Genomic DNA, 12,587 nt, shown 5'->3' on the forward strand with positions numbered 1-12,587 from the left:
CTCTTCCGAAGTAATATTTAAAATAATGCCACCAACATCACTTTTATGTATTGGTCCAACAATTTTCATTACTACCGGAAATTGAAGTTGTTTTATTGCTGAAATACATTCAGATTTAGTTTTGCAAATTATTTCATTTACTATTGGAATTTCTGCAGCAATTAATAATTCTCTCACTTGCTGAGGTTGTAAATAACCGTTTTTAGAATTCTTTATAATGTTTCTAATAATTTGATTATTAGAAGTTGAGGTTGGTTTTTTTGTTGAAGTATTTTTTTTGTTAAGCATAGTTTTAGCTAACGCATTTCCAAACAAAACTTCATCTGGAAAGTTGATATTTCCCTTGCCAATAAAATAATCAATTTCATTTTTCACATTAATTACTGAAGGTAAAATTGGAAAAATAGGTTTTTTACAAGTCTGCATTTTTTTGTGAAGTACATCATAAACATCATAAACTTCAAACAAACCAGGACTTCCAAAAATAATGGCCATTGCATCAATTTCTGTGAACTTATGTTCGCAAAAATCAATAATAGTTTCTAATTGATCAGCTGTTCCTGTTGCCAAAAAATCAATTGGATTAGAGACAGAAGAACCTAAATAAAGTTTAGAAAGTAATTCTTCACTTTCTTTTCCTCTTATTTCTGGAACATTTAAGCCATTTTTAGATAACGCATCTGTTAACATTACTGCCGGACCACCAGCGTGTGTTATTATTGCAATATTTTTTCCTTTTAACTGAGGTAATGTAAATATAGAAGCAACGGTAATTAATTCATTTCTACCATAACAACGCACAATTCCAGCTTTTTTAAATAAAGCATCAACAGCATCATCAGAATTTGCCAAAGCACCAGTATGAGAACTTGCTGCTCTGCTTCCGGCTGAAGAACTTCCTGCTTTTATAGCGGCTATTTTACAACCTTTATTTATTAGTGAACTTGCGTGTTTTAATAATTTTTGTGGATTTTCTATACTTTCAATATATAGTAATTTTATTTTTGAACTTGTTTCTAAATTAAATGTTTCATCAAAATGTTCTAATACTTCTTCAACGCCAATTTGTGCGGAATTTCCTACAGAATATACACTAGAAAAAGTTAATCCGGTTGCCATGGCAACTTCCATTATAAAAACAGCTGTTGCACCAGATCCTGAAATGAAATCTACACCGTTTTTATCTAATTTAGGAATTGGAGTTGTAAAAACTCCTGCATAATTTTTATTGATTAAGCCAATATTATTTGGACCTAGTAAAGTACCGTCAACAGCATTTATTTCTTCTACAATTTTTTGTTCTAATTGTGCGCCTTCTTCATCCTTTTCACTAAATCCTGCCGAAAAAATTATAAAACCTTTAGTTTGTTTTTGTTGTGCTAAAACTTTTACTGTTTCCAACGTAAATTTTGCAGCGATGGCTATAATTGCCACATCCACAGTTGGAATTTCAGAAATGTTTTGATAACATTTTAAACCTTGTACTTCGGTTTCTTTTGGGTTTACGGCAAATAAATCACCTTTAAAATTGTGGTCTAATAAATTTTTTAAAACACGACCACCAGGCGTATGAATATTATTGGATGCGCCAATAACTGCAATACTTTTAGGGTTTAATAATTTTTCGTTTAGCATTTAATTTTTACTATAAAATAAATTCAACAGCAACTTCTTGTCCTTTTTTGAATGCTTCCAAATTTTTAGCTACAATTTTGTCTCCTTTTTTTTCAAATAAAGTGGCAATTGCTTTTTGTAAACTTTCATCACTTAATGGAAGTAAAGAAGAAACGGCTCCTAATAATACCATATTTGTAGCTTTAGAGTTTCCTAAATCTTTGGCAATTTGCTTTGCATCAATTAATATACTGTTTTTATGAAGTTTAATTTCTTTGTACAAATCTTCTAATTCTGGATAATTAGTAATGTTTATAAACGGATTTGAATCTGTTACTAAAAAACCATCTTCTTTTAAAAAAGGTAAATATCGTAATAATTCCATTGGTTCTACAGAGATAATAATATCTGCTTTTCCTTGAGGAATTAAATCGGAAAAAATTTCTTTATTAGAAATTCGTACGTGCGATTGAACTGCACCGCCACGTTGACTCATACCATGAACTTCAGATTGTTTTATGTTAAGGTTACTATCTAATGCAGCAATATCTAAAACTGCCGCAATTGATAAAATTCCTTGTCCGCCAACACCTGCTAAAATTATATTTGTTTTCATTAATTTCTGTTTAGTTTAAACTTGCTTCTTTAAGTTTGTCTTTTTTCTCTTTAGAGAGTTGAACGCAAGGTCGTTGCGATATAATTACCGAAACTCCTTTGTAGTTTATTTCATCTCTAATTAAATTTATATTTTCCTCTAAATTTTTATGTAATGGCGTAATTACTTTTAAATGGTCTTCATCAACACCAATACCTTTACAAATATTTATTAACCTTCCAGAAGCTGAAGAATCTTGAGCGCCTGTCATTGCAATAGCAGAATTATCAGAAATAATTACTGTTATTGGTGTGTTTTCAATAACAGCATCTAATAAACCTGTCATACCAGAATGTGTAAATGTTGAATCACCAATAATAGCTATTGAAGGATGAATTCCTGCATCTGCAGCACCTTTAGCCATTGTAATAGATGCGCCCATATCTATTAATGTGTTAATACTTTCATAAGGAGCTAAAACACCCAAAGCATAGCATCCAATATCTCCAAAAACTTGTTGATTGTTAGATTCTTTTTTTAAAATATTTATAGCATCAAATAAATCTCTGTGGCCACAACCAACGCATAATTCAGGAGGTCTTGCGGAAACAACTTTTGGTAAATTATCATTAATAACAACATCAAAACCTAATGCATTGGCAATATTATCTGGATTTAGTTCACCAACTCTATTTATATGACCAGTTAAGCGTCCGATAACTTTTTTATTTTCACCAAAATAGTCAGAAACTAGTTCTTCTATAAACGGTGCGCCATCTTCAAGTACCAATATTTTTTTACACGTATCAAATAATTTTTTTACTTGTTTTTTTGGTAACGGATATTGAGATATTTTTAGAATTGGGTATGGACAACTATCATTTTCAAAATTTTCTTGTAAATAATTATATGCAATTCCGGCCGTAATTATTCCCATAGATGTGTTTGGACCATCTATATATTTATTAAATGCACTATTTTCAGAGCTTTCTCTATTAACATTTTGTAAAGCCACCAAATGTTGATACCTTTTTCTTGCGTGCATTGGTATTAATTGAAATTGATGTGGATTTTTTGGTAAACAAATGTTATTCTGAGTTTCTCTTTGACCTATTTCAATTCCTGTTCTTGAGTGTGAAAGTCTTGTAACCATTCTTATCATTATTGGCAATCCTAATTGTTCAGAAAGGTTAAATGCGTGTTTGGTTATAGTATAAGCTTCTTGTTGATTTGAAGGTTCAAAAATAGGAATCATGGCAAATTTTCCGTAGTTTCTTGAATCTTGTTCGTTTTGTGATGAATGCATTGAAGGATCATCGGCAACAACAACAACTAGTCCGCCATTTATTCCAGAAATTGCCATATTCATAAAAACATCGGCAGCAACATTTAAGCCAACATGTTTCATTACGGTTAAAGCTCTTTTTCCAGCATAAGACATTCCTAATGCAGCTTCCATAGCTGTTTTTTCGTTTACAGACCAATTAGAGTGAATTTTTAATTCTTTTGCAATTTTTGAGCGTTGTATATATTCTGTAATTTCAGTTGAAGGTGTGCCAGGATATGCATAAACACCTGATATTCCAGCGTCTATTGCTCCTTGTGCCAATGCTTCATTTCCTAATAACAGTTTTTTGGTTGAATTAGAGTTCATAAATTATTATTTTTTACGAGTCTAAAGGTACGAAATCGTTTTCGGGAAAGATATGATTAATATCACGTTGTTGTATATAATATGCTGATACACAATATATTATATTTTCAATAAATTGATTTAAATCTTCAATTAAATGAAGTGGTAAGGAATTGTTTGTTGAATATTTTGTATAGATTTAAAGAAGAAATTACACTTTTAATAATTTTAATTGTGATCCCAACTTTTCTTTTTTCTAATATTTTTATATAATTTAATTCCTAACATTAATAAAACAGAAACACCTATAATTCCTAACGTTCCAAAAATCCATCCTAAAGAATTTTTTAAAACCACTAAAAATACACAAGCAAATAAAATAATGGTGGCAACTTCATTCCAAATTCGTAAAGCAAAAGAAGAATATTTTAAATAGCCTTTTTCAATTTGATTGTACATAATTTGGCAGGTCCAATGGTACGCAAATAAAGCAGCTACAAACGTTAATTTTATGTGCATCCAGTTCATTTTTAACCATGTTGGTTGTAAAATTAATAACCAAACAGCAAAAAATGTAGCTAAAACTGCTGAAGGCCAAGTAATTATATACCACAGCCTTTTAATCATTAATTTATATTGTTTTAATAAAATTTGCTGTTCAATTTCGGGCTTTTCTTCAGCTTCTTTGTAATAAATAAACAGGCGAATAACATAAAATAAACCAGCAAACCAAGTGGTGATAAAAATTATGTGAAGCGCTTTAAGGTATAAATATTCCATGGTTATTTTTTAGACCAGTTGTTAATCCAGTTAGCAACTGTATTTGCCCAATCATCGTTATCATTTAAACAAGGAATAGTAGAGAAATGTTCTCCTCCATTTTCTTCAAAAGAATGTTTGGCTTCCATTCCAATTTCTTCTAAAGTTTCTAAACAATCTGATACAAAAGCAGGTGTTACAACAGCTAAGTTTTTAACGCCGTTTTTAGCAAAATTATCAATGGTTTGATCGGTATAGGGTTGTAACCACGGATCGCGACCTAATCTGGATTGAAAAGATGTGCTGTAAGTTCCTTCTTTCAAATTTAATTTTTCAGCAACATTTTTTGTGGTTTGGTAGCATTGATGTCTGTAACAAAATTCATGTGCAGGTGAAGGCGTGTTGCAACAACTACCATCTATTTTACAATGCGATTTTGTAACATCAGATTTTTTTATGTGACGCTCAGGCACTCCGTGATACGAAAACAGTAAATGATCTGGTTTTGTTTTATCTAAATGTTTTTGAATGCTTTTACTTAAAACTTCAATATAATCGGTTTTATTGTAAAATGCTGGAACATCGGTTATTTTAATGTTTGGATATTCTTTTTTTATGATTTTATTGGCTAATACAACAATAGTTTCTGTAGTTGCCATTGCAAACTGTGGATATAATGGAAATAGTAATATTTCGGTAACACCTTGTGCTGCTAATTTTTCAATACCACTTTTAATAGATGGTTTTCCATAGCGCATTGCAAGTTCAACAGGAATATCTGAATTTTCTTTAACTTTTTTAAGTAATCTTTCTGATAAAACAATTAATGGAGAACCTTCTGGCCACCAAATTTTTTTATAAGCTTCTGCAGATTTTTTTGGACGTGTATTTAAAATAATACCTTTTACAACAAAAGCACGAACAAGATAAGGAGTATCAATTACTCTTTCATCCATTAAAAATTCGTCTAAATAATTTTTTACATCTTTTACAGAAGTGCTATTTGGTGATCCTAAATTTACAATTAATGCTCCTTTCATTTAATTATGATTTTGAAAATTGTTTTGGGGTAATTTTATATTTTCTTTTAAATGCTGCAATAAAATGGCTTGATGTACTGTAGCCTAAATGCACGGCAATTTCATTTACATTTAATTGTTGTTCTTGTAATAATTTTTTAGCTAATTCCATTTTGTAATTTAATAAAAAAGTAAAAACAGGATCGCCATAAAACTCCTTAAAATCTGTTTTTAATTTTTTAACGTTTAAACCCACTTTTTTGGCCAATTCATTTAAAGAAGGCGGATTATTCATTTCATCAATAATTAGCTGCTTTGCATGTTTAATTTTAGAAACGGTTTCCTCATTTGCAATGTATGGGCAATGTTCAGTGTCATCATCGCTTTGGGTGCTAAAATAATAACTTAATAATTCAAACACTTTTCCTTTTATAAAAATTGGACGCAAATTTTCGTTTGTTTGTTTTGTAATTAACTGAGTTAAAATTATTTTAATTGCAGTAGTTGTTTCTTTTGGTTCTATAATAGGTTTGCCTATTTTAAAACTATTAAAATTAAATAAAAAATTCCCTTCAATAGAAAATAACGAATGGAAATATTCTATGGATATTAAAATGGCAAAAAGCTCAGATTTTGGTGGTAAATTAAAAAGAACCGTCATTTTTTCATCTTTAAAATATACCAAGCTAGAATTGCCTTCGGTTAAATTTATGGCACAATGTTCCATATTAAATGCAACCACACAATTTTGAGTGCTACAGAAATAAAGTTGAATGTAATTATTAGTTAAACTGTGCTTAAATAATTCGTTTGAAGAAGTTAAGTTATTGAAATAATAGACTTTAAAAGTGTTATCTTCCTTAAAAAGCAACTGAGTACTTTTGTCGACGTTTTTATAGTTTTCAAAATTAGATTTCATATAGCATTTTTATAAAAAATTGTATAAAGCTACTACAAAAATACAATAAAAAAAAACATGAATATGGGTTTTGTTTTTTTAAAAGTGATATATGTCATATTTTTAAACCCTTGATTTCACTGACAAATGTCAGTAAAAAAACGTTTTAGCTCTTATTTAGAGCTATTCTAAATTACGAAATGTACCTTATGTCGATAATAAAAGTACTTTTAGCGATATAATGAGCCTTTTATAAATTGTACTTTTGTCGATACTTATTAGTAATACTAATTTTATGAGTCTAGAAAATCTTCCTACTAAATTATACAATGTAGGTTTAAGTTATAAAAAGGCAGATGTGCAGGTGCGCGGTACTTTTAGTGTAACTAAAGAAAACCAAAAATTACTACTTAAAGAAGCAAAAGAAAAAGGAATTGATGGTATTCTTATACTTTCAACCTGTAATAGAACCGAAATAACGGGTTTTGCTAAACACCCATTTGAGTTAATTAGTTTGTTAATTAAATATTCAAAAGGAAGTGTAGAGGAGTTTATAAATGTTTCTAATGTTTATAAAAATAATGAAGCCGTTAATCACTTGTTTAATATTGCAACTGGTTTAGATAGCCAAATTTTAGGCGATTATGAAATTGTTGGCCAGTTAAGAGAGTCTTTTAAACTTGCTAAAAAAGTTGGAACTACAAATGCATTTTTAGAAAGATTAATGAATTTAGTTTTGCAGGCAAGTAAAGATGTTAAAAATAACACTATGCTAAGTTCTGGAACAACTTCGGTTTCATATGCTGCCATTCAATATATGGTTGAAAATGTTGAAGATTATAACAATAAGAAAATTCTTATTTATGGTTTGGGTGAAATTGGGAAAAACACCTGTAAAAATGTGTTAGAATATACATCCAATAAGCATATTACATTAGTAAATAGAACACATGAAAAAGCTGTTGATTTTGAACAAAATTATAAAGATGTTTCTATAGCTGAATTTTCCCAACTAACACAAGAAATACATACTACCGATATTTTAATAGTTTCTACAGGTTCAAGTTCACATACCGTTACTAAAGAAAATTTAAAAGAGGGAAAAGAGTTGTTGATTATAGATTTATCAATGCCGGAAAATGTTGATGTTGAGGTTAAAAAAATAAAAGGTGTAACGTTAATTAATGTTGATGAACTTTCAAAAATTACAGATAAAACTATTGAAACTCGACAGGCTCAAATACCATTAGCAGAAAAAATTATAGAAAAATATAAAGAAGAATTTAACGATTGGATTTCGCATAGAAAATATGTACCTGCCGTAAATGCCTTAAAAGAATCATTAATGGCAATTCAGCAAGATGAAATAAATTTTTATAGTAAAAAAAATAAAGATTTTAATATTGAAGATGCCGAATTTGTAACCAATAGAATGATTCAAAAAATAACTACTCAATTTGTAAAGCATTTAAAAGATCAAGATACCTCAGTTGATCAAAGTATAAGTGTTATTAGCAAAATATTTAACACGGAAATAACCGAAATTTAAGAATGGATAAAATTATAAGAATTGGAACTCGCTCAAGTGAATTAGCGCTTTGGCAGGCTAACAGCGTAGCGAAACAATTAGATGGCTTAGGTTATAAAAGTGAAATTGTAAAAATAGATTCTATAGGGGATATTGTATTAGATAAACCTTTGTATGAGTTAGGCGTAACAGGTGTTTTTACAAAAAATTTAGACATAGCACTATTAAATGATAAAATTGATATTGCAGTACATTCCTTTAAAGATGTACCAACAAAATTACCAGAAGGCATTGTTCAAGGTGCAGTTTTAAAAAGAGGTGATTTTAACGATGTATTGGTTATTAAAGAAGATGAAAATTTCTTTACCAATGATTCAGCTGTTATAGCAACCGGAAGTTTACGCAGAAAAGCACAATGGTTATATCGTTACCCAAATCATAAAATAACTGGTTTGCGTGGAAATGTAATTACACGTTTACAAAAGCTTGAAGAGAACGATTGGGATGGAGCTATTTTTGCTGCAGCCGGATTAAAAAGATTAAAATTATTACCTGAAAAAGAAAAGCATATAAAATTAGATTGGATGATTCCAGCGCCAGCGCAAGGAGCGGTAATGGTTGCTGTTTTAGAAAAAAATGAAGATTTAGTTGGAATTTGTAAAGAATTGAACCACGAAGATACTGCAAAGTGTGTTAAAATTGAACGCGATTTTTTACGTGTTTTAGAAGGTGGTTGTACTGCGCCAATTGGAGCTTTAGCACTAATTATTAAAGAAGAATTAATGTTTAAAGCTATATTGGTAAGTCCTGATGGAAAAAACAAAATGGAGTTTTCTAAAACTGTTGAATTAGATAAAATAGGTAACTTAGGAGAATTTGCAGCCAATTATATTTTAGATAGAGGCGGAAAAAAATTAATGCGTGAAGAAATAGTAATAGATAAAGAAATTAACATCTATTCAACAAAAAACTTATCATTAAATCAAGCAAATAGTATAGCATCTCATATTGGTTCATTAATGAGCGATTTTATTACAACACGTAGCAATCGTTTAAAACCAACTGTGGTTAAAAACCCTATTAAAAACGTAATTTTTACAAGTCAAAATGCAGTAGAAGCATTGTTGGAAAATTTTATTCCAATGGAGTTGCAGTTTGAAAACATATATTGTGTTGGTAAAAGAACCAAACGATTAATTGAAAAGAAAATAGGTAAAGTTGCTCAAGAAGAAAATTCTGCCGAAAAATTAGCCAATTATTTGGTTGAAAATTTAAACGATAAAGAAGTAACCTTCTTTTGTGGAAATAAAAAAAGAGAAGAACTTTCAACAATTTTAACTGAAAACAATATAGTTGTTAATGAGGTAGAATGTTATCAAACAGCGTTAACTCCTCGTAAAATTGATGAAAAAATAAACGGAATTTTATTTTTTAGCCCTTCGGGAATAGAAAGTTTTTTAACTCAAAATAAAGCAACAGATATTGTAGCATTTTGTATTGGAGAAACAACAGCAACAGAAGCTCGTAAATATTTTAAAAATGTAGAGGTTTCTAAAGTTTCAACCATAGAAAGTGTAATAGAATTGGCAAACGACTATTTTAAAGAGGTATAAATAACCAATAATTTGCTTGAATAAATTTTTAAGAATCCGTTATTCAACAAATTAATAAATAAATATATAATGGTAAACAGAACAAGACGTCTTCGTAAAACTGAAAACATTCGTCGTTTAGTTAGAGAAAATAAACTAACTATTGATGATTTAATTTATCCTTTATTTATTGAAGAAGGAGTAAATATTGAAACAGAAATTGTTTCAATGCCAGGAATTAAACGTTTTTCATTAGATACAATTTCTAAAGAATTAGATGAAGTTGTAGCATTAGATATTCCTGCTGTTTTATTATTCGGAATTCCATCAAAAAAGGATGAAGTAGGTTCCGAAACTTGGAATGATAACGGAATTATGCAAAAAGCGGTTCGTTTTATCAAAAAAAATTATCCAAGTTTATATGTTATTACAGATGTTTGCTTTTGTGAATATACAAGCCACGGACATTGTGGAATTATTCATGATAACGATGTTGATAATGATGCTACGTTAGTAAATATTGCAAAACAAGTAATTTCTCACGCAAAAGCAGGAGTTGATATGGTTGCGCCATCAGGAATGATGGATGGTATGATTGATGCTATTCGTCAGGCACTAGATAATACAGGTTTTCCAAACATTCCAATAATGTCTTATGCTGTAAAATATTCATCGGCTTTTTATGGTCCGTTTAGAGATGCTGCAGATTCTGCACCAACATTTGGCGATAGAAGAACCTACCAAATGGATCCAGCCAACAGAGATGAAGGAATGCGAGAAGCAACTTTTGATGATGAAGAAGGAGCGGATATTTTAATGGTAAAGCCAGCTTTAGCTTATTTAGATATTATTAGAGATTTAAAAAATAATTTTGATAGACCAATTGCATGTTATAATGTAAGTGGTGAATATGCAATGATTAAAGCTGCTGCAGCTAATGGCTGGATTGATGAAGAACGTGTAATGATGGAAAGTTTATTATCAATGAAAAGAGCTGGAGCTGATATTATTATTACCTATTTTGCAAAAGATGTAGCAAAAGTATTACTGAAAAAATAAATTACAATGAAAATAGAAAAATCAATAGAATTATATACAAAAGGTAAAAAAAACTTAGTTGGTGCTGTAAATTCACCTGTTAGAGCTTTTAAATCGGTTGGTGGAGTACCAATTTTTATTGAAAAAGCAAAAGGCAGTAAAATTTATGATGTTGATGGTAACGAGTACATAGATTTTGTATTGTCTTACGGACCTATGATTTTAGGCCATAGAAATACTAATGTAGAAAAAACAATTAAAAAATATTTAAAAAACGGTTACTCGTTTGGAGCATCTACCGAAGGTGAAATTATTTTAGCCAAATTGGTTTGTGATGCTTTTCCAGGAATGGATAAAGTGCGCTTTGTAAACTCAGGAACAGAAGCAGTTTTTAGTGCAATTAGGCTAGCCAGAGCATATACAGGTAAAAATAAAATTATAAAATTTGCAGGTTGTTATCACGGACATTCAGATGCGTTATTAGTTGCAGCAGGTTCTGGTTTAGCAACCTTAAGTTTACCAGGTAGTGCTGGTGTTCCTGAAGATGCCGTTAAAAATACCTTAATTGCAGAATATAATAATATAGATAGTGTTGAAAAACATTTATCTAAAAATAATGATATTGCTGCTGTAATAATTGAGCCAATTGCTGGAAATATGGGCGTTGTGCTTCCTACAAAAGAATTTATTGAAGAATTAAGAGATTTAACAAAAGCAAGTGGTGTTTTATTAATTGTTGATGAGGTAATGACAGGTTTTCGCTCACAATTTGGTGGCGCGTTAGAGTTGTTTGGAGTAGAAGCAGATATTACTTGTTTAGGAAAAGTTATTGGTGGAGGATTTCCAGTAGGAGCGTACGGAGCAAGAAACGAAATTATGCAAATGGTTGCGCCATTGGGTCCAATGTATCAAGCAGGTACATTATCGGGTAACCCAATTGCAATGTCTTGCGGAATAGCAACGTTAAAAGAACTTAAAAAGCAAGATCCTTATAAAGATTTTGAAAAAACGGCAGCCTTTTTAGAAAGAGAATTATTAAGTGCAGCAAAAGAAAATGGTATTGATTTACAGGTAAATAGATTTGGATCTATGATAAATCCTTTCTTTACTAAAAAGAAAGTTGTAGATTTTAAAACTGCACAAACAAGTGATACTAAAAAGTTTAAAACCTTCTTTTGGAAAATGATGGAACATGGTGTGTTTTTACCACCATCACAATTTGAAGCTTGGTTTTTAGGAACAGCAATGACTAAAAGAGATATATATAAAGTACGATCTGCAATAAAAATTGCAATGAAAGCGGTTGCAAATAAAAAAGACCAAGACGAAGATTAATGTTTTAAGTTTAGTTAACTATAACACAACTCTTTCAAACAAATAAAAAATATGATTAAAAACGATTTATATTTAAGAGCCTTAAAAGGCGAAACAGTTGAACGTCCACCTGTATGGATGATGCGTCAAGCAGGACGTTATTTGCCTGAATTTATAGCAATTAGAGATAATTACGATTTTTTTACACGTTGTAGAACTCCAGAGTTAGCTTCAGAAATTACAGTGCAGCCAATTAGAAGATTTGGTATGGATGCGGCTATTTTATTTTCAGATATTTTAGTAATTCCTCAAGCAATGAATATTGAGGTTGAAATGAAAAATGGAGTAGGACCTTGGTTACCAAATCCAGTTCGTACACAAAAAGATGTGGAAGCTGTGGTTGTACCAGATGTTACGGTGGAACTTAAATATGTTATGGATGCCATTAAAATGACCAAGCAAATGTTGAATAATGATATTCCATTAATTGGTTTTGCGGGTTCTCCTTGGACAATTTTATGTTATTGTGTGCAAGGTCAGGGTTCTAAAACTTTTGATTTGGCAAAAGAATTTTGTTTTACAAAACCAGAATTAGCA

General features: G+C 30.3%; 11 protein-coding genes. 5 read left to right on the plus strand and 6 right to left on the minus strand.

Annotated elements, in window-relative coordinates; all coding sequences use genetic code 11:
• From ABY298_RS11330 to ABY298_RS11355, 6 genes are all read right to left on the minus strand, one after another.
• Positions 1 to 1,635, minus strand: a 1,635-nt coding sequence (locus ABY298_RS11330; protein ID WP_372746168.1) for an acetate--CoA ligase family protein, incomplete at its 3' end; no start/stop codon positions are given.
• Positions 1,636 to 1,645: 10 nt separating this feature from the next.
• Positions 1,646 to 2,230 carry an indolepyruvate oxidoreductase subunit beta gene (locus ABY298_RS11335; protein WP_372746169.1) on the minus strand — a complete coding sequence of 195 codons (585 nt, stop codon included), beginning with the start codon at positions 2,228 to 2,230 and terminating at the stop codon, positions 1,646 to 1,648.
• 10 nt (positions 2,231 to 2,240) lie between these two features.
• Positions 2,241 to 3,863 carry a thiamine pyrophosphate-dependent enzyme gene (locus ABY298_RS11340; protein ID WP_372746170.1) on the minus strand — a complete coding sequence of 541 codons (1,623 nt, stop codon included), beginning with the start codon at positions 3,861 to 3,863 and terminating at the stop codon, positions 2,241 to 2,243.
• Positions 3,864 to 4,070: 207 nt separating this feature from the next.
• Complete coding sequence (locus ABY298_RS11345; protein ID WP_372746171.1) at positions 4,071 to 4,622, minus strand: CopD family protein; 552 nt, start codon at positions 4,620 to 4,622, stop codon at positions 4,071 to 4,073.
• Positions 4,623 to 4,624: 2 nt separating this feature from the next.
• Entirely contained in the window at positions 4,625 to 5,641 is a 1,017-nt protein-coding gene (gene hemH / locus ABY298_RS11350) for a ferrochelatase (protein WP_372746172.1), read from the minus strand.
• 4 nt (positions 5,642 to 5,645) lie between these two features.
• A complete protein-coding gene (locus tag ABY298_RS11355) occupies positions 5,646 to 6,539 on the minus strand; it encodes a helix-turn-helix domain-containing protein (protein ID WP_372746173.1) in 894 nt (297 codons plus the stop codon).
• Positions 6,540 to 6,813: 274 nt separating this feature from the next.
• On the opposite strand from ABY298_RS11355, the gene hemA reads away from it, so the two are divergent.
• From hemA to ABY298_RS11380, 5 genes are all read left to right on the plus strand, one after another.
• Positions 6,814 to 8,067 carry a glutamyl-tRNA reductase gene (gene hemA / locus ABY298_RS11360; protein ID WP_372746174.1) on the plus strand — a complete coding sequence of 418 codons (1,254 nt, stop codon included), beginning with the start codon at positions 6,814 to 6,816 and terminating at the stop codon, positions 8,065 to 8,067.
• A gap of 2 nt (positions 8,068 to 8,069) precedes the next feature.
• On the plus strand, positions 8,070 to 9,659 hold the full coding sequence (gene hemC / locus ABY298_RS11365; RefSeq protein WP_372746175.1) for a hydroxymethylbilane synthase: 1,590 nt from the start codon (positions 8,070 to 8,072) through the stop codon (positions 9,657 to 9,659).
• Positions 9,660 to 9,728: 69 nt separating this feature from the next.
• Positions 9,729 to 10,697: a porphobilinogen synthase gene (gene hemB / locus ABY298_RS11370; RefSeq protein ID WP_372746176.1), complete on the plus strand. Its 969-nt coding sequence runs from the start codon at positions 9,729 to 9,731 to the stop codon at positions 10,695 to 10,697.
• A gap of 6 nt (positions 10,698 to 10,703) precedes the next feature.
• The gene (gene hemL / locus ABY298_RS11375) at positions 10,704 to 12,011 is read left to right on the plus strand and encodes a glutamate-1-semialdehyde 2,1-aminomutase (protein WP_372746177.1); all 1,308 of its coding nucleotides are present in this window, start codon (positions 10,704 to 10,706) and stop codon (positions 12,009 to 12,011) included.
• A gap of 51 nt (positions 12,012 to 12,062) precedes the next feature.
• Positions 12,063 to 12,587 (plus strand): uroporphyrinogen decarboxylase family protein (locus ABY298_RS11380; protein WP_372746178.1); only part of this gene is annotated, 525 nt, incomplete at its 3' end.

Source organism: Lutibacter sp. (assembly GCF_041596795.1).
In the GTDB taxonomy this organism is placed as follows: Bacteria; Bacteroidota; Bacteroidia; order Flavobacteriales; family Flavobacteriaceae; genus Lutibacter.